We start from the raw sequence: 19,426 nt of genomic DNA on the forward strand, positions 1-19,426 counted from the left end.
CGGCAACGAACCCAACAAACTCACGGATAATAACTAATGATTAGCTTAAAAGAAAATCTATCTGACCAAAATGTTAATAAACTACCAGATGGCAACCGCAGAAATGACTGGTTGCAAACCATAAAGGTGATTTTACAACCAATCGAGATGCTGGAGGAAACACAACAACGCTATGGTGATATATTTACCTCTAGGTTTGCTAGCTTTCCTACACAAATACTTATTAGTAATCCTCAAGCAATTCAAGCACTTTTCACGGCGGATTCTCAGTTGTTTGACTCCGGCTCAGGAAATCAAATAGTTCAACCCTTAGTAGGGGCTAATTCAGTTATTCTGCTAGATGGCGATCGCCATTTGCAACAGCGTAAACTATTAATGCCTACCTTTCATGGCGAAAGGATGCGAGCTTATGGTGAGTTAATCCGGGAAATTACACTTCAGGTCACTAGCCAGTGGAGTATTGGCAAACCGTTTATCGCCCGTGCGAGTATGCAGGATATTTCTCTACAGGTAATTTTACGGGCTGTTTTCGGATTAAAGTCAGGAGAACGTTACCAACAAATCAAGCAAGTCTTAACTGAAATGTTGGATACCTTTAATACACCTTTAAGTGTAATTTTTTTGTTTTTCAAGTCGTTGCAAAGAGATTTAGGTGCATGGAGTCCTTGGGGCAAGTTTATCAGACGCAGACAGCAGCTTGATGAACTGATTTATCAAGAAATCCGTGAACGCCGTCATCAAACCGAATACGGTGAAGATATTCTCAGCTTGTTAATGTCTGCGCGTGATGAACAAGGTCAACCCATGAGCGATGTCGAGTTACGCGACGAGCTTATGACCATGCTATTTGCTGGACATGAAACCACAGCTATTTCTTTAGCTTGGGCATTATATTGGATTCACTACGTTCCAGAAGTCCGCGAAAAACTACTACTGGAATTAAATTCTCTTGATATAGCTCATACAGATCCAGCAACAATTACGCAATTACCTTATTTAAATGCTGTCTGTTCAGAAACATTGCGAATTACTCCAGTGACTTTCTTCTCTTTTCCCCGCATTCTCAAAGCTCCCATGAAATTTATGGGTTACGATTTACCAAAAGGAATGATGATATCACCTTGCATTTATTTAACTCATCATCGTCCAGATATTTACCCGGAACCCCAGCGTTTTCAGCCAGAACGTTTTCTAGAACGTCAGTTTTCTCCTTATGAATTTTTACCGTTTGGTGGCGGTAATCGTCGCTGTTTAGGTATGGCATTTGCACTGTTTGAAATGAAGCTCGTGCTGGCAACTATCCTCTCACAATATTCGTTAGAATTACTCGATAAAGTGCCACTTAAACCAGTGCGGCGGGGTATAGTATTTGCCCCACCTGGAGGTGTCCGTTTGAAGGTAAAGCAGGATATAGCATCAAACAGAGTGGAAAGACCTACCGCTTAAGTAATCGGACAATAATATTTACAGTCATAACTTAAAGCAGGATGTCTTTTGTAACTGGAGTTAAAAAGCTTATGCCGTGGTTTGTAAAGATTGAAGAAGGCAAAGTTGATAAATCTACCTTTGACCAATATGTACCTGCCCACAAAGCCTACATTCAGGACTTGATTGCTAAAGGACACAAAGCACGAACAGGCTATTGGGCGCAGCAAAGAGGCGGAATGTTGCTATTTGAGGCTGCCTCAAAGGAAGAAGCAGAAGCGATTATAGCTGATGACCCCTTGGTGCAAAACGGCTGCGTCAACTATCAGCTTTATGAATGGCGAATTGTTATGGAATAATACACACTTACTGAATTTTAATGCTATGCTTTTAGAAGACCTGGATCTATGCGATCGCAACACCCAAATCTTGTCAGAACCGGAAGGTAGCAGCAACACGGGAGGCTTGTGGTAGGCGTAGTCTCCGGGTCGCCCTATTTGTAGGAGCGGTCAGGGAGAATGGCTGGTTTTGGAGATATTGTTCAAAAAGCTTTTTACCTCGGTGTTGGATTAGCTTCTTACGCAGGTGAGAAAGCAGGGGGAAAATTAGCCGAAGTGCGATCGCAAGTCCAAAAACTGGCAGATGAAATGGTGGCCAAGGGCGAAATGAACACAGAAGAAGCCCGCCGCTTCGTTGAAGATATGATGAAGCAAGCCCAACAAGCCCAACCATCTGCTGAAACCTCTGAAAAAACGCCCCCTTCTGAACCTCGCCGCATTGAAATTTTAGAGGAAGATGAAGAACCAACGGTGAAAGAGACATCAAATGATGAGAATGTAGATAAATTACGCCAAGAAGTGCTAAACCTGCAAGACGAGTTAAAACGGTTGCAACGCGATCAATAAAAAGTATTCTTTGATCGAAATATCATTAATAAGTGGCATTTTGACATGACACTTAGGGTAGAAACTTGATAAAATACATTGTCTAGTGTGTACTTTAGTGCTTCAAGCCAGATAACACAAAGCGTCCTGTTTATAGCCTGCAAAGGTGTCAAGTTTATGGGAACAGTGGCAAAAAGATTTAGCAGAAATTGTCGAAACACTGGCTGATGAAGTAGAGCGTTTCTTCCTGGGAATGAGTGAAGTGGTAGATACCTTTTTTGAGCTTAACGGAAGAAATCACCGAGCAAGTACACAATAACATTGTTACTGAAGTCGATCAGTATTACAGGATTTTGCTGAACCAATGTTAGAAGTTTACTGGGAACTGGAAGACATTGTGGCAGATGTAGATTCGGGTTTTCCTTATTCAGTTGAACCCACAGCCGAAAAAAATCCTGCTTGTATCGGTTGCACTCACTACCACGGTCAAGTTTATAGTGGTAATTTGTTAGTTTGTGCCATGCATCCCCACGGTTGTGAGGATGAGAATTGTCCAGACTGGGAAAAGGAAGATTATTGAGAGGGAGTTAGGAGTTAGGAGTTATAAAATTACTAAAAGGATGTAAAGATCAGTAAAATAACTAATAACAAATGACAAATGACAAATGATAGTGTATCTCAGGCAAGCCAAGAAATGAAGTATGGCGAACGCGACATTGCGGAAGGCAAACTAATTACCTTTCCGAATCCGCGTGTGGGGAGGCGATATGACATTAATATTACGTTGCCGGAATTTACTTGTAAATGTCCGTTTTCTGGGTATCCTGACTTTGCGACAATTTACGTTACATATATTCCTGATGAGCGGGTAGTGGAATTGAAGGCGCTTAAGCTTTACATTAACAGTTACCGCGATCGCTATATTTCTCACGAAGAATCTGCCAATCAAATTTTGGATGATTTTGTGGCTGCTTGTGATCCGTTAGAAGTCACGGTGAAAGCAGATTTTACGCCTCGCGGTAATGTACATACCGTGGTTGAAGTGCGTCACGAACGTACCTTAAATTTAAGTTGAGCAGACATAGAAATCTTTTGTTCCAATGTTTAATTAATACCTCTGGTAATTTCGCAATTTGTAGGTGTGTGGGCGTAATTAATTGGTAAATAACTTTGAAGCCCAAAGGGACGCAAAGTAATCCTCTGCGTTCCTCTGCGATTTCCTTTGTGCAACGGCAGTCGCTACAACGGGGAGCCACTGCGGTGGACGGGTTCCCCGGCATAAAGCAAGTGGCGTGGGAACCCCCGCAACGCGCTGCCTCCCCTCTGCGTTTAAACTTCAATCGCCGCCTCTTTCTCCTCACCTTTTGGCTGTGAACTCAGCCGATCTAAAATCTCTAAAACCTCTTGTTCAAAAGCAACTTGGGCGCGATTAGTTTTGCCACCCACATACAAGCGATCGCCTTTTTGCAATGCCCATATTTGCGAGTGGGAAAAATAACTCATCACCACGCCCAACATTAGTAATCCAAACCCTGAATAAACAATTGGTATACCTGGATCGGCTTTAATTTGTAAGCCAGTACTACCAATTACATCCAGGATTTTCAGCTTCACGCCATTCACTTCAGTGAACATCCCAGTACGGACAGTATCAACAAGTTTGCCAGTGGCATCATAAATTAATACCATCCCTTGCAAATCTTTAGCTAACAGAGAAACACCCTCGCTCAAATCAGGTTTCGTAGGAACCCACGTTCCCCAAATGCGCCCGTTACCGTTGGTATTCAATTGCGCCATCGGTAGCTGAAAAATGGGGCTGTTGTTATATTGGACGCGAACACCTGCAATTCCCCAATCAGTTTGATAGAAAGTTATGCCATGATAGCGCAGAGGCTCATTGACAAAAATCTTTTTGTGGTCAACTTCCTCTCCCTGATTATTCAAGACAGACATATCAGAATAAAATTGATCGATGCCGCCAGATGGTGTGTAGTCAATCCAAAAACGATTGACGCGCACAGACCAATCTTTCGGGATTTGGGCGGCTAATGGCCCAGCATCGACAATATTTGTCACTTTAAATGTATCGCCACTGGCAACCATTTCTTGAGCTAGAAAACCAGTCATTGCCCCCCAAATTCCCCCTAGCAAAATAGCGACGATGCCAATATGAACGATAATTGGGCCGATGCGTCCGACTATTCCCTTGCGGGCATAAAGGAGATTTTCTTTTTCTTGATCTTGAAAAATTTTATAGCGGTGTTTTTGTAATATCTGGTGCAAGGAATCTAGAGAACCAGTATCTAGTTCTGCACTTAAAGCTAATTTTTTAAATTGCCGTGGTTCTTCGTAATATTTCCAGCGCTGGGCGGCTTTTAAGGCTGGTAACTGTCGGGTAAATGAACAAGCAGTTAAGCTAGTACCAAATAAGATGAGTAATGCCAAAAACCACCAGGTACGATATACATGGTCTAACCCAACTACTTGAATTACCTTCCAAGTTAGGAAACCAAATAAAGCTGGATGTTCTGGGTAGTTGGCTTGGTAAAATCCGGGTGACTGACCTTGTTCAATTACAGTACCAGTAGAGCTAAAAATTGCAATTAATAGCAGTAGTGCGATCGCTAGTCGTAAGTTAGTCAGTACGGGCAAAAGCTCTTGGCGTAAGAACTGCCCAGGTATTGCCCACCATTTTATTTCTTTGGACGCTGAATCTTCTAAAGTCATTAGGTGTAAAATCTAACAAAAGTATTGATATTAAAAACTGCCAAGGGGAATCCGAGAAATTAAGGAAAATACACCGAATCCTACCAATAGTGCCCCGCTAACTGGGTTAATCCAACCAGACCAGCGACGCAATTCCAGTAATTTTTTAATTGAAGCTGTAAAAGTACCCGCCAAAATCAACGGTGCTACATAACCGGCTGTGTAAGAAAGTAGCAAAACAGCGCCTAAAATTAAGTCTTGTGTACTAGCAATCCAACTTAACAAGCTTGCTAAAACAGGGGTGCTACAAGGGGATGCCACTAAGCCGAAAGTCAGTCCCAGTAAATAAGAACGCAATCCTGTTGGCAAATCTGGCGAAATCCAATTCGTTTCATTCAAGGATGGAAATTGTAAAGGCAGTGCTTCTAATAAGTTCAGCCCCATGAGAATGGCGATAATGCTGACGATAATCGGCAAACCAATTCCCACTTGACCATAGACTTTTCCGACGAAACCTGCTAGGATTCCCAATCCTGCTAATGTAGTTGCTAAACCTAAAGCAAACCAAGTTGATTGGGCAGCTGCTTGGAGGCGGCTTTTGGCTTCATAACCACCGATGTAACCAATGGTAATTGGCAGCATGGAAAGCATACAGGGTGTGAGACTAGTGAGCAAGCCAGCTGCAAAGATGATGCCAATACTCACCACGCTAAGATGTGTCAGTTGGTTAGAAACAAGGCTATTGGCAAATTGTTCTAGTTGGTAAATTTGGGTTTGCAGGTTATCAAACATGGGAAGTCTCTGAGCGGGAAATGCTTACTCTGGTTGAATTTTAGCTTATTTTTTGTTTTTGAGTCAGGAGAACTAATTATCTGAACCTGATATTATCTAAATTTCATCTGTCCAAGGAAATGTATCTAAAATACAATTAAGCTCGGATTATCCTTGAAGAAGCACGGCTGGAGTATTTGGCATGATGATTGCATTACCCGGATTTAAAATTGTCACTTTGTTAAAAGCAGGGGTAAAAGCAGTCATATACCGTGGAATCAAGGTTAAAGATGAGTGTCCGGTAATTATTAAAGGGCTACGGAAAGAACAGTGTACACCCAATAATATTGAACAACTTAAACATGAGTATGCGATCGCTCAAAGGTTAAATACCACCGCCGCAGTCAAAGTTTACGCCTTAGAGATGCATAAGGGAATCCCTTATTTAATTATGGAGGATTTTCAGGCGCGATCGCTCGACCAATTCTTAGACCAATTTCAACAGCCTGTTCCGTTTCTGAAGATTGCCATTGAAATCACCAGCAGACTCGCGCAAATCCACACTCATCAAATTGTCCACAAGGATATTAAGCCGCAAAATATCTTAGTTAATCTCGAAACTAATCAGGTCAAAATTGCCGATTTTGGAATTGCTGCCTTCATTCCCTACCAGCAGCAAATAGTTAGCAGTTCCAGTCGTATTGAAGGCAGTTTACCTTATTTGTCACCTGAGCAAACCGGGCGGATGAATCGAGGAATTGACCATCGTAGCGATTTGTATTCTCTAGGAGTTACCTTTTATGAGATGCTCACAGGCCAGCTACCATTTCAAGGCAAAGATCCTTTAGAGTGGGTACATTGCCATATCGCCAAATCTCCGCCATCCCCGGCAAAGCTGAACTCTGATATTCCCCAAATCCTCTGTGAGATTATCATCAAATTGTTGTCGAAGGTTGCAGAACAGAGGTATCAGAGCGCTTTAGGTTTGCAATTTGATTTGGAAAGATGCTTAAAGCAATTGGAAACAACCGGACAAATCCAATCCTTTATTTTGGGTCAGCAAGATATCTCAGAGCGTTTTCAAATTCCTCAAAAGTTGTATGGGCGAGAACCAGAAATTGCCAAGCTTCTACAAGCATTTGAGCGAGTTGTTAATCAAGGCAAACCAGAACTCGTGTTAGTTTCTGGCTATGCTGGCGTTGGTAAATCAACTCTTGTGAAGGAGATTCACAAGCCCATTGTTAGAGAACGCGGCTTTTTTATCTTTGGTAAATTTGATCAGTACAAACGAGATATTCCTTATTCCACCATTGTTCAAGCTTTTCAAACACTGACTCGACAAATTTTAACGCAGCCCGAAGATAAACTTACTACTTGGAAAAAGCGAATACAAGCAGCATTAGGCAACAATGGTAGACTAATCGTTGATGTAATTCCCGAAGTTGAATTAATCGTTGGAGAACAGCATCCTATACCAGAGTTAGGGCCTGCTGAATCTCAAAACCGATTCAATTTGGTGTTTGAAAATTTTATCAGCGTCTTTGCTCAAAAAGAGCATCCACTCACTGTTTTTTTAGATGATATGCAGTGGGCAGACACCGCTACTTTGAATTTAATTCAAACTATTATTACTAGCTCTAACATCCAGTATCTCTGCTTCATTTTGGCATATCGAGATAACGAAGTAGATATTGTGCATCCCTTCAATTTGATGATAGAGAAGGTTCGCCAATATGGAGCAATAACGACTGAAATTATCCTTGCCCCGTTGAATCTCGCCTATGTAAATCAGTTGATTGCTGATACCTTACATAGTTCAGTAGAACAAGTAAAACCACTGGCTCAATTGATTTTTCAAAAAACTGACGGTAATCCTTTCTTTGTCAATGAATTTTTCAAAACATTACATCAAGAGAATCTGCTGAATTTTGATCCCCTGAGAAAAGGGGGGTGGCAATGGGATCTAGCTGAGATTGAAGCTCAAGGTATTACAGATAATATTGTCAGTCTGATGATTGGGCGGATGCAAAAATTACCAATAGCAACTCAACAGGTGCTTAAATTAGCCTCCTGCATCGGTAATCGCTTTAATTTAGAAGTTTTGGCACTTGTTGGCGAACAATCTTTTGAAGAAACGGCAAATGCACTTCTTGAAGCAATTTTAAGAGGATTAATTATCCCCATTGAGTCAGATGAAAGTGTGGATAAAAACTATCGTTTCTACCATGACCGAGTTCAACAAGCTGCTTATGCCCTAATTGCCGATGAATCAAAATCGGCTGTTCACCTGAAGATTGGGCAACTTTTGCTGAGAAATGCAAGTCCTGAAGAAGTGACCGAGCAAGTTTTTAATTTAGTGAATCAACTCAATCTCGCAGTGGATCTAATTATTGAACAAACAGAAAAAGATGAATTGGCGCAATTGAATTTAATTGCTGCTAAAAAAGCAAAATCTTCCACAGCCTACACTCCTGCTAAAAGATTTTTTAGAGTTGCCATGAATCTTTTGGCTGAAAATACCTGGATTGAACAATATGAGCAGACATTTAGTTTATTTAGAGAATTGGCTGAGTGTGAATTTTTAACAGGTAATTTAGAGCAAGCGGAAGAATTGTTTGAGCTACTAATGCTGAAAGCAAAATCTAATATAGATAAATCTAATATTTATACACTACAAATCAGACTCTACCAAGTTGTAGGTAGATATGAAGATGCGCTGAAATTGGGATTAGAAGCTTTAAAACTTTTTGGGGTGATATTCCCTGATATAAATGATGAAGTGCAAGGTGCGATCGCGAAGCGAAGCAGTGAAGCGCTGATCGCAATTGAGAAAACCCAGGTATTAATAAATTTATGTGATAGACAAGTCTCTGATTTAATTAATGCTCCGGTGATCGAAGATCCAAATATTAAGATATTGATTAGTCTGTTGACGACTTTAGGCCCACCAAACTTATCTCGGTAGACCGGATCTTTTTCCGTTAGTCGTACTTAAAGCTGTTAACTACTCGCTCAAGTTTGGTAATACGGAAGATTCATGTTTTGCTTACAGTATGTACGCTATGCTGTTAGTTTCTATCTTCCATGATATACCTACAGGTTACGCATTTTCTGAGATGACAATTCAATTGAATGAAAAGTTAAACGATTCCAAACTTAGAGGAGTTGTTTTACACATTCATGGAAGCCATATCAACGTTTGGCGTAACCATATTGCTACGGATATTCCCTTTTTAGAGCGGGGATTTATCGGCTGTGTGGAAGCCGGTGATGTAACAATGGCAAACTATAACGGCTATCAAGCCTCGTGGCAAATTATCCAGTTAGGATATCCACTGACAGATACATATAAATCTCTAGAAAAATACACCGCATTTGCCCGCCAGTCGAAATATGAGGCTGTTTATCAGACAATTAGATTACAGCAAATGCTACTGATGAATCTGCGCGGACTAACTCACCAAAATCTGACTTTAAGTGATGATAATTTTGATGAATTATGCGCTTTATCTGTAATTACAAATGCAGGTTTTGTCAGTGGAATTATTTTTTATCACATTATTAAATTAATTATCTTTTTTACTTATACGCGGTATACAGATGCGCTTAATTCTGCCTTAATATTATCTAATTTGCCAGTTACAACGCTGGCATTACCAATTGAAACAGATTATATTTTATATTATTCACTGACTCTCACGGCTCTTTATTCAACAGGATCTGCTCAAGAGCAAAAACGTTTTTTAGGAACCCTAAAAGCCCATCAGCAGCAATTGGAATACTGGGCTAATCACTGCCCGGCAAACTTTTTACACAAGTCTCAATTAGTAGCTGCTGAAATAGCTCGAATTGAAGGTCAGGATTTAGAAGCAATGCGTCTGTATGAGCAATCAATTGCTTCATCTCGTGAGCAGGGATTTGTGCAATATGAAGCTTTAGCTTATGAAATAGGGGCTAAGTTTTACTTGGAGCGAGAGTTTGAATTAATTGCCAAAACCTACTTGCAAGAAGCGAAAAACGCTTATGTACGCTGGCAAGCATCTGCTAAAGTCAAGCACCTTGAAGAATCCTATCCTCAGCTATTACCACAACAACAGCTTGTCTCTAATGGAACGTTTTTCACCACAGGGGAACAATTAGACTTTTTGTCAGTAGTTAAAGCATCTCAAAGCATATCTAGTGAAATTGTTTTTTCGCGGTTGCTGAAAACATTAATGCAAATCGTGATTGAGCAAGCGGGAGCAGAAATCGGTTATTTGTTGCTGGAACATGAGCAAAATTTAGTAATTGAAGTAGAAGCTAAGGTTAATCCCCAAGTAGAAAAGCTTAATGTTTCTCTTCCTGTATTAAAGTATGAAATTTCACAGCTTATTCCGCAATCAATACTGAATTATGTTCAGCGAACTCAAGAAACGGTGATTTTGCAGAATGCTACTGAGCAAAATCTGTTTTCCAAAGACGAGTATGTAATTCAAAAGCAACCTAAATCTGTACTTTGTTTGCCGATCATCCATCAGTCGCAATTACTTGGTATTTTATATTTAGAAAACAATCTCATCTCTAGTGCCTTTACACAAGAAAAACTTTCCGTCCTAGAAATATTGACAGTTCAAATTGCCATTTCTCTAGAGAATGCTCGTCTTTACCAAAGTTTAGAAAACAGCCAAGAGCAACTAAACCTGGCGTTAAAATCTGCCAAAATCGGTGTTTGGAGTTGGGATATTATCAACGATCGCTTTGATTGGGATGAGCAGATTTATCAACTATTTGGGTTAACATCCGAAACCTTTGCTGGCACTTCCGAAGCAATTTTGGCTCGCCTGCATTCAGATGATCGAGAATTGCTGGCTCAATCGTTGAGTCGAGCAATTAACGAAGGCGTGGAACATGATTTAGAATATCGAATTATTCAAGATGATGGCAGTATCCGCTACGCAGCCTGTCGGGGAAAAGCCTTTTTCAACGAAGCGGGTATTGCCACACACATGACTGGTGTTGTGCTTGATATTACAGATCGTAAACAATCTGATGCCGAACGTATCCAACTGATTGAAGAGCAAACCGCCCGTTTGGAAGCAGAAGCCGATCAACAACGGGCAACATTTTTGGCTCAAGTCAGTGCAACTCTCGCTTCTTCCCTCGATTACGAAAGCACATTAGCAAGTGTGGCGAATTTAGTTGTGCCTTACTTTGCCGATTGGTGTGCCGTTGACTTGCTGCAAAATAACCAATCAATTCATCGCGTAGCAGTTGCTCACCAAGATCCAGAGAAAGTGAAACTCGGCTGGGAACTTCATCAGCGTTATCCAAGAAATTTGGATGCACCTGAAGGTGTGGCTAAAGTTCTGCGTACAGGGCTTGCAGAAATGGTAGCTGAAATTTCAGATGCAGCCCTAGCAGCAGCAATCCCCGATGCAGAATATCTCAGGATTCTGCGGGAACTAGGTTTAAAGTCCTGTATAATATTGCCCTTGATCGCACGGGAACGGATTTTAGGTACTATTTCGTTTATTACTGCTGAATCAGAGCGTCGTTACAGCACGGCTGACTTGTCATTAGCAGAAGATGTTGCCCATCGAGCTGCGATCGCGATCGATAATGCCCGCCTTTACCAAGAAGCGCAGCAAGCACAAAAAACAGCAGAAAGAGCATTAGAGCGCATTGCCCGTCTCCAGTCGATCACAGCTGCCCTTTCAGAATCCCTAACACCAGCCCAAGTATCTGAAGTCATTGTAGAGCAGAGCATGGCTGCCTTGGGAGCCAGTTCTGCCCTCGTCGCCTTGCTGAATGAAACTAAAACTGAACTGGAAATTGTGCGGGCGGTTGGTTATAAGCAAGATTTGGTGGAGGCTTGGCGGCATTTTGCCATCGATTCACCCTATCCTTTAGCAGAAGCTGTGCGGACTGGGCAACCTGTTTGGGCTGAATCAACAGAAAATCGGATAGCTCGTTACCCCCATTTGGGCCAAATGTACGCCCAATATGACTTTGAAGCCTGGATTTCTATTCCATTAATGGTAGAAGGTTGGGCAGTTGGCGGTATATCTTTAGGATTTGCCCAGCCTCAACTACTTAGTGCTGAAGATCAAGCATTTATCTTGGCTGTTGCTCAACAATGCGCCCAAGCGATCGCTCGCGCCCATCTTTATGAAGCCGAACGAACCGCACGAAGCGCTGCGGAAGCTGCAAACCGCGTTAAAGATGAATTTTTAGCTGTGCTGTCTCATGAATTGCGAACACCGCTCAATCCGATTCTGGGTTGGGCAAAACTGATGCGGAGTCGCAAACTTGACCAAGCAACAAGCGATCGCGCCCTAGAAACCATTGAGCGCAATGCCAAGTTACAAACTCAATTGATTGAAGATTTGCTGGATGTCTCCCGCATCCTTCAGGGTAAACTTAGTCTCAACTTCGGCCGGATTTATTTGCTATCAGTCATCGAAGCTGCCATTGAAACAGTGCGTTTATCGGCGGAGGCTAAATCTATCCAGATTCAAAAATTGTCTGAATCTGGTGTCGGTCAAGTTTTAGGCGATGCCAATCGCTTGCAACAAGTCTTTTGGAATATTCTTTCCAATGCTATTAAGTTTACTCCTAGCGGGGGAGAGGTAAAAATTAAATTAGAGCAAGTTGGTTCACAGATCCTAATCTGCATCACTGACACAGGAAAAGGGATTGCACCTGAGTTTTTACCTTATGTCTTTGATTATTTCCGTCAAGCAGATGGTGCTACAACTCGAAAATTTGGCGGTTTAGGTTTAGGATTAGCGATCGTCCGCCATCTCGTAGAACTTCACGGGGGGACTGTTCAAGCAGAAAGTTTGGGCGAAGGTAAGGGAGCAACTTTCACCGTTAGATTTCCCTGCTTACAGAATGAAAGCAAAGGAATCAAGGATACAAAAGATAACTCCTTACTCGTGGCGGCTCAGTCCTCGCCCCTAGCTGGCTTAGAGATTCTCGTGGTAGATGATGATGCAGATATGCGAGAGTTTTTGCCCTTTATGCTAGAGCAGTATGGTGCAACTGTTACCATTGTCGCCTCAGCTAGTGAAGCATTAACTGCACTGAGTCAATCCCAGCCAAATCTGATTATCAGCGATATTGGGATGCCAGAAATGGATGGCTATATGCTGATGCGACAGATTAGGAGTCTCAAACCAGAGCAAGGTGGGACAATTCCCGCGATCGCTTTAACTGCTTATGCTGCTGAAATAGATCATCAACAAGCGATCGCTGCCGGATTTCAACAGCATATTTCCAAACCCGTAGATCCAGAAGAATTGGTGAAAGCGATCGCATCATTAATGAAAAGTTTTTAGTAAGCGTACTCCAAGTAAAAAAACGCTCGCAATGACAGAATTTATGCAATAAATATATTGAATTCGGGTGGTCGTTTATTGAATTCGGGTGGTCGTTTATTGAATTCGGGTGGTCGTTTATTGAATTCGGGTAGTCGTTTATTGAATTCGGGTAGTCGTTTATTGAATTCGGGTGGTCGTTTATTGAATTCGGGTGGTCGTTTATTGAATTCGGGTGGTCGTTTATTGAATTCGGGTGGTCGTTTATTGAATTCAAGCAGTGGTTATACCATTTCACGAAAAATCTGATACAAATGTAAACCTTGAAAGAATTACTGTATTTAAGTTTTTTAATTACGTTAGCGTAGCCCATTACGTTAGCGGAGCGGGGCGTTAGCCCATTGCGAATTGCGAATTGTGAATTGGTATTGAGGTGGTGTAAAACCCAGATTCTTGAACAACTTCAGACTTGTGTGTACACCGTAGCTTTACAAGGGGGGTGATTATAGTAGCCTGCCAGCTGTGGAAAACATTGTTTTATCGTTTAAATGAGGGGTCTGACCCTCTATTAATCATCTGTATCCGCCAGTGCGAAGGGGTTCTGGTTAAAACATGCTTGCTGGGAATCAACTTCCGCCCTGATTTGTAGGATGACGCTGGCTAAACAAGCGATTAAACTATGGATAATGTCAAATCTATATGTTGCTTTTAACACCACTTACATAAATTTAATTGTTAAATCTAAAATCTCATCCTGCTATATAAAATACCACTTATGTCAGCGTATCAAGCAAGTTGTGGGGAGACCGCCGATTTGATTATTGGCGTTCAAAACCAAGAAAACCGCGAATTACCAGCAAATTCTGCTCCTGTGGGTGCCCTTGCCACAAGACAAGGAAATTTTTCTACGTTTCTTGCTCCCCTGACTCAGGATACTTTTAAACAAGTCGTTCAGGATGTCGAGCAAAAATTACAGATTGTCCATCAAACCCTGTCAATGCTGGATTCTCAGGGGTTTGAAACTCTTCTGCAAGAAATGTTGCATTCGATTACCTTAAAAACCGGAGAATTACTGGGGGCAGACCGGACAACGATATTTTTATTGGATGAAGAAAAACAAGAACTCTGGTCGATTCTGGCTGAGGGTGAGGGTGGTCGCTCTTTAGAAATTCGTATCCCGGCCGATAAAGGAATTGCTGGGGAAGTCGCTACCTTCAAGGAAGTTATCAATATTCCCTTTGATTTTTATAACGATCCGCGATCGCATTTTGCCCAAGAACAAGAAAAAAGAACTGGCTACCGCACCTACACCATGCTGGCTTTGCCGTTGTTAAATGAACATGGGCAATTAGTTGCAGTAGTACAATTACTGAATAAATTAAAATCTGGGAATAATCACAATGCTCCACTTGCAGAACGCATTGATACTAAAGGTTTTATCTGGGCTGACGAACAATTATTTCAAGAATTTGCCCCTTCGATTCGCTTGATTTTAGAGTCCTCGCGCTCTTTTTATGTAGCCACCCAAAAACAAAGAGCAGTGGCGGCGTTGATGAAGGCGATCAAGTCCCTCTCTCAAAGCAGTCTCGACTTAGAAGACACCCTGAAACGGGTCATGGATGAAGCCAAAGAATTGATGAATGCCGATCGCAGTACACTATGGTTAATAGACCGCGATCGCCATGAATTGTGGACGAAAATTACTCAGGATGATGGTTCAACCAAAGAGTTGCGAGTCCCTGTAGGTAAAGGTTTTGCTGGGATAGTAGCGGCTTCTGGCAAAAAACTGAATATTGCCTTTGATTTGTACGACGATCCTGACTCAGATACCGCCAAACAACTCGACCAGCAAAATGGCTATCGCACCTGTAGCTTACTTTGTATGCCAGTTTTTAACGCCGATCAACAACTGATTGGCGTTACCCAACTCGTAAATAAAAAGAAAACTGGTGATTTTCCGGCTTATAACCCAGCTGCTTGGCCGAAAGCTCCCGACTGCTTCCAAGCTAGCTTTGACCGCAACGATGAAGAATTTATGGAAGCTTTTAATATTCAAGCGGGAGTAGCATTACATAATGCCCAGTTGTTTGCCACAGTCAAGCAACAAGAACAAATGCAACGAGATATTCTGCGTAGTCTTTCCAATGGAGTGGTTTCCACTGATAAAACTGGATTAATTATTGCCGCTAATGAAAGCGCCCAACGTTTGCTAGGATTGGGAGTAGATGACCGTTTAGAAGGTAAATTAGTTAATGATGTCATTGGCATCAAAGAAGGTGACTTTAGCAAGTGGTATCAGGATGCTTTACATGCAGTTGACTTAAAAGGCCGCCAGCAATATTACCCTGATCGCACACTCGTAACTACTGGTACAGAACAGCACAGCATTAATTTATCGATTAACACAATTGCTGATGCTAGCGACAACGAGCAAGTCCGGGGGGCGCTGGTAGTCATGGAAGACATCAGTGATGAAAAGCGGCTCAAGAGTACGATGTACCGCTACATGACCCAGGAATTAGCCGAAGAATTGCTGAAATTAGATGATGCTAAACTAGGAGGCGATCGCAAAGAAGTTTCGATATTATTTTCCGATATTCGCGGCTACACCACTTTGACAGAAAACTTGGAAGCAGAAGAAGTGGTGAGTATGCTCAATGAATATTTTGAATCAATGGTGGAGGCTGTCTTTAAACATAAAGGCACTCTTGACAAATACATCGGCGATGCCATCATGGCTGTCTTTGGTTCTCCTCTACCATTGCAAGAACACGCTTGGATGGCAGTGCAGACATCCTTAGAAATGCGCGATCGTCTGCACGACTTTAATCAACGTCGCTATACAGATGATAAGCCCAAAATTAAAATTGGCATTGGCATCAACTCAGATACCGTGATTAGTGGGAATATTGGCTCTAGTAAGCGCATGGAATTTACCGCCATTGGCGATGGCGTTAATCTTGGCTCTCGATTAGAAGGTGTCAGTAAACAGTATGGTTGCGATATTATTATTAGCCATAATACTTTTAAACCATGCCAAGATAATATTTGGGCTAGGGAACTAGATTACATTCGTGTCAAGGGTAGGAACGAACCAGTAGCTATATATGAATTACTGGGTTTGCGTTCCAATGCGATTGAAAGCGAAAAATTGCAAGTAATTGAGCATTATCATAAAGGGCGCGAGTATTACCTCAAGCGGCAGTTTTCTCTTGCTAGAGCCGAGTTTGCCAAAGTTTTGGCAGCAGATAGCCATGATAAAGCTGCTATGTTACATCTGTTACGTTGTCAGCATTGGTTACAATCACCCCCAACAGAATCAGATTGGGATGAAGGAGTCTGGACGTTTCAGGAAAAATAAGTAACGTTCTTAGGATATTCTTCCAACATCAGACAAATTGCCAACAAGAGAGTATCTTCACAAGTGCAATCACTCACTTTTAACCTTCTTAAACTTCTGCTCAGATTTCTGTTTCCTACTGTTGAGGAAATTACCAGCCAGGAATTAGCTAACTTACTGTTAGATTCTGAAAAGCCCCGGCCATTACTGCTAGATGCACGAAGTCAGACAGAGTATGCAGTCAGCCATATCGAAACAGCAGTACATATAGATCCTCTAACACCTGACCTAGCATCACTTTCAGCAATTTCAAAAGATAGAAAAATTGTTGTCTACTGTGCCGTTGGCTACCGGAGCGCAAAATTAGCCCAGCAGCTTGACAAAGCTGGGATGAAGTGCATTCATAACTTAAGAGGTGGGATTTTTCAGTGGGCAAATGAAGGCAGACCCATCTTTAAAAACGACCATCGGGCACAGGTTGTACATCCTTATAATGCAATATGGGGAAAACTGCTAAAACATACTTACCATGCTCAGGAGTGACATACTCACCGACCTAAAGGCGCTCTTAAGAAGGAGTAATGAGTATAAGTAATAAGTAATAAGTAAATACCCATTTTTCATCCACTCATTACTCATTACTCCTTGACGAGTTACTTTAAAGCATTGCGTGAAGCACGGGGCTTGTCTGCGACACACTCTTCGCGTCAGACCCAAGTTTTTTGGTGATAACCAAAGGCGATTGGGAACTTCAATCTTTCCTTTCAACTTAAGAACTTTCAGTGAAGTGCTGTGTATGAAATATTGATCAAGCGCGTGAACTACCTACACTGATGCTTCTCTACGAGAGGCTTCCGCCAACGCATGCAGTGTAGGCTTCCTGTCCAACAGAAAGCGTAGTAGTGGATTTCTTGCGTCCTCCCTTACTTCGACTTACATCTGGACAACAGGCTTTTATCCCCCGTCCCAGAGGTCAAAATCCGTAGTCCCTCGTCTCTGAGGTTAATACTTGCGTTCACATCCCTATCATGCTTAGTTTGGCACTTTTCACAAGTCCAAAATCTTATATCTAGAGGTAAACTACCAACTTGATTCAAGCACACATGACAGGTTTTTGAACTAGGAAAGAATCTATCAACTTCTTGATATATTTTTCCTTCCCCTTCTGCCTTGTATTTCAGCATCGTGCAAAACATCCCCCATCCAACCTGATGAATAGATTTAGCTAGACAGTGGTTTTGCATCATGCCTTTAATATTGAGATTTTCAACCACAATCACTTGGTTTTCGTTGACTATCCTACGCGATAGCTTGTGTAGAAAATCCTCACGGCAGTTAGTTATTTTTCTGTGGACTCTAGCAACAATATTTCTAGATTTAATACGGTTGTTAGATCGTTTCTGTTTTCTAGATAGCTGTTGCTGTTTGAGCTTTAGATTCTTTTCATGCTTGTTGAGTATTCTAGGATTATCAAACTTTGAGCCATCACTAGTAGTCTGTCAAAGACATTTTGACGGATACTAGAAGATGTATTTTTAATATTTTATAAGGTCTATGCCTGCAAAAAGATACATTGTATCTCTGACTAATGAAGAGCGCCAAAGTCTAGAACAATTAACCAGAACAGGTAAAGCCGCTGCTGCCAAAATCAATCACGCTCATATACTGCTGAAGGCAGATGTGAATCATCCTGATGGCGGATGGAAAGATCAGTCTATCAGTGATGTTTTCAATATCAGCACCAGAACTATTGAGCGTGTGCGACAAAGATTTGTGGAAGAAAGTTTAGAGAATGCTCTTGTACCTCGTGTGCGACATTCGTTGAAATGGCCAAAGTTAGATGGTGAAGCAGAAGCTTATTTGGTAGCGACAGTTTGCAGTAGTCCACCCTACGGATGTAGTCGTTGGACATTACGGTTATTAGCAGACCAGATAGTGGCATTGGGATATGTAGAGAGTATTTCCCATGAAAGTGTCCGACAAGTTCTAAAAAAAACGAGATTGAGCCTTGGTTGAAGGAATCTTGGGTTATTCCACCAGTAGCTAATGCTGAGTTCGTTTGCCAAATGGAAGACATCCTGGAATTATATACACGACCATATAACCCTGATTATCCATTGGTGTGCTTTGATGAAAGCTCAAAGCAATTAATTTCAGAAGTTAGAAAACCTCTGCTAGCAGAACCGGGACAAGTTGAACGCTATGACTATGAATATCAAAGGGAAGGGGTTTGCAATCTATTTATGATGTTTGAGCCTTTGGTTGGGTGGAGGCACGTAGAAGTGACAGACCAACGTACCCAAATTGACTACGCTCAACAGATCAAATATTTGGTTGACGAATGCTATCCCCACGCTCAAAAAATTCAACTTGCTCAAGATAACTTAAACACTCACGTTAGAGCCTCTCTTTACAAGGCATTTCTACCAAATGAAGCCAGACGTATTCTTGACAAAATTCAGTTCCACCATACGCCTAAACATGGAAGTTGGTTAAATATGGCGGAAATTGAGTTGAGCGTTTTAAACCGACAATGCACAAGACCCGGCGTATTGCTGACAAAGATGTTTTAAAACAGGAAATTGCTGCCTGGGAAAAACGTAGAAATGAACTCTGCTGTAAAGTTGATTGGCAATTTACTACTGAAGATGCCCGAATCAAATTGAAGCGACTTTATCCGTCAATTAGTTCTTGACAGACTACTAGTAATAGCAAAGTGAGTTAACCCCAAATCAATACCTACAGCCTTGCCTTCTGTAGTTGAACTAGGCAAATCTTTGCCATCATCAAACAGAATTGCCGCAAAGTATTGATTAGAGCAGTTTTTGGATATGGTTACAGTCTTAACTTTCCCCTCAACAGGTCTATGAATTATTGCTGATACGTCACCTATCTTGGGGAGACTTAAGTAATTGTCAGCAATTTTAACATTCCTGAGGATACTGTATTGACTGCTTGCCGTGCTTTGATTTGAATCTAGGGTACTTAGCTCTTTTTTCAAA

12 protein-coding genes, 1 other RNA gene and 2 pseudogenes are annotated in these 19,426 nt (G+C 41.6%); 11 read left to right on the top strand and 4 right to left on the bottom strand.

The window, feature by feature from the left end:
- Nucleotides 1-36 precede the first annotated feature (36 nt).
- The 6 genes and pseudogenes from ANSO36C_RS07170 to queF all read left to right on the top strand — a co-directional run bounded on the left by ANSO36C_RS07170 (nucleotide 37) and on the right by queF (nucleotide 3,384).
- Nucleotides 37-1,446: a cytochrome P450 gene (locus tag ANSO36C_RS07170; RefSeq protein WP_251958973.1), complete on the top strand. Its 1,410-nt coding sequence runs from the start codon at nucleotides 37-39 to the stop codon at nucleotides 1,444-1,446.
- A 71-nt stretch (nucleotides 1,447-1,517) separates the two neighbouring features.
- Complete coding sequence (locus ANSO36C_RS07175) at nucleotides 1,518-1,784, top strand: YciI family protein (RefSeq protein ID WP_251958974.1); 267 nt, start codon at nucleotides 1,518-1,520, stop codon at nucleotides 1,782-1,784.
- A gap of 37 nt (nucleotides 1,785-1,821) precedes the next feature.
- Nucleotides 1,822-1,918, top strand: an RNA gene (ffs, locus tag ANSO36C_RS07180) — signal recognition particle sRNA small type.
- Nucleotides 1,919-1,943: 25 nt separating this feature from the next.
- A complete protein-coding gene (locus ANSO36C_RS07185; protein ID WP_251958975.1) occupies nucleotides 1,944-2,330 on the top strand; it encodes a phasin family protein in 387 nt (128 codons plus the stop codon).
- 145 nt (nucleotides 2,331-2,475) lie between these two features.
- Nucleotides 2,476-2,889: pseudogene (locus tag ANSO36C_RS07190) on the top strand (hypothetical protein).
- 78 nt (nucleotides 2,890-2,967) lie between these two features.
- Entirely contained in the window at nucleotides 2,968-3,384 is a 417-nt protein-coding gene (gene queF / locus ANSO36C_RS07195) for a preQ(1) synthase (protein ID WP_251958976.1), read from the top strand.
- A 254-nt stretch (nucleotides 3,385-3,638) separates the two neighbouring features.
- On the opposite strand, the gene ANSO36C_RS07200 is transcribed toward queF, so the two are convergent.
- Together ANSO36C_RS07200 and ANSO36C_RS07205 are read right to left on the bottom strand one after the other, a co-directional pair.
- Nucleotides 3,639-5,036, bottom strand: a complete 1,398-nt coding sequence (locus tag ANSO36C_RS07200; protein WP_251958977.1) for a cytochrome c biogenesis protein — start codon at nucleotides 5,034-5,036, stop codon at nucleotides 3,639-3,641.
- A 30-nt stretch (nucleotides 5,037-5,066) separates the two neighbouring features.
- Entirely contained in the window at nucleotides 5,067-5,807 is a 741-nt protein-coding gene (locus tag ANSO36C_RS07205) for a cytochrome c biogenesis protein CcdA (protein ID WP_251958978.1), read from the bottom strand.
- A gap of 181 nt (nucleotides 5,808-5,988) precedes the next feature.
- On the opposite strand from ANSO36C_RS07205, the gene ANSO36C_RS07210 reads away from it, so the two are divergent.
- The 4 genes from ANSO36C_RS07210 to ANSO36C_RS07225 all read left to right on the top strand — a co-directional run bounded on the left by ANSO36C_RS07210 (nucleotide 5,989) and on the right by ANSO36C_RS07225 (nucleotide 16,967).
- Nucleotides 5,989-8,751 carry an AAA family ATPase gene (locus ANSO36C_RS07210; RefSeq protein WP_251958979.1) on the top strand — a complete coding sequence of 921 codons (2,763 nt, stop codon included), beginning with the start codon at nucleotides 5,989-5,991 and terminating at the stop codon, nucleotides 8,749-8,751.
- A gap of 97 nt (nucleotides 8,752-8,848) precedes the next feature.
- On the top strand, nucleotides 8,849-13,105 hold the full coding sequence (locus ANSO36C_RS07215; protein ID WP_251958980.1) for a GAF domain-containing protein: 4,257 nt from the start codon (nucleotides 8,849-8,851) through the stop codon (nucleotides 13,103-13,105).
- Between the two features lie 754 nt (nucleotides 13,106-13,859).
- Nucleotides 13,860-16,445, top strand: coding sequence for a GAF domain-containing protein (locus tag ANSO36C_RS07220; RefSeq protein ID WP_251958981.1), 2,586 nt, complete (start codon nucleotides 13,860-13,862; stop codon nucleotides 16,443-16,445).
- A 63-nt stretch (nucleotides 16,446-16,508) separates the two neighbouring features.
- Nucleotides 16,509-16,967 carry a rhodanese-like domain-containing protein gene (locus ANSO36C_RS07225; RefSeq protein ID WP_251958982.1) on the top strand — a complete coding sequence of 153 codons (459 nt, stop codon included), beginning with the start codon at nucleotides 16,509-16,511 and terminating at the stop codon, nucleotides 16,965-16,967.
- Between the two features lie 380 nt (nucleotides 16,968-17,347).
- Here ANSO36C_RS07225 and ANSO36C_RS07230 read toward each other — a convergent pair whose 3' ends face one another.
- Nucleotides 17,348-17,884, bottom strand: a complete 537-nt coding sequence (locus ANSO36C_RS07230) for an RNA-guided endonuclease InsQ/TnpB family protein (RefSeq protein ID WP_251960270.1) — start codon at nucleotides 17,882-17,884, stop codon at nucleotides 17,348-17,350.
- 94 nt (nucleotides 17,885-17,978) lie between these two features.
- Here ANSO36C_RS07230 and ANSO36C_RS07235 point away from each other — a divergent pair.
- A pseudogene (locus tag ANSO36C_RS07235) lies at nucleotides 17,979-19,119 on the top strand (IS630 family transposase).
- Here ANSO36C_RS07235 and ANSO36C_RS07240 read toward each other — a convergent pair.
- Nucleotides 19,105-19,425 (bottom strand): hypothetical protein, encoded by a 321-nt coding sequence (locus ANSO36C_RS07240; RefSeq protein ID WP_251958983.1) that lies wholly within the window; start codon nucleotides 19,423-19,425, stop codon nucleotides 19,105-19,107. The pseudogene ANSO36C_RS07235 and the gene ANSO36C_RS07240 sit on opposite strands and share 15 nt — an antisense overlap.
- Nucleotide 19,426: the final 1 nt, after the last annotated feature.

This window comes from Nostoc cf. commune SO-36, from assembly GCF_023734775.1.
Taxonomy (GTDB): domain Bacteria; phylum Cyanobacteriota; class Cyanobacteriia; order Cyanobacteriales; family Nostocaceae; genus Nostoc; species Nostoc commune_A.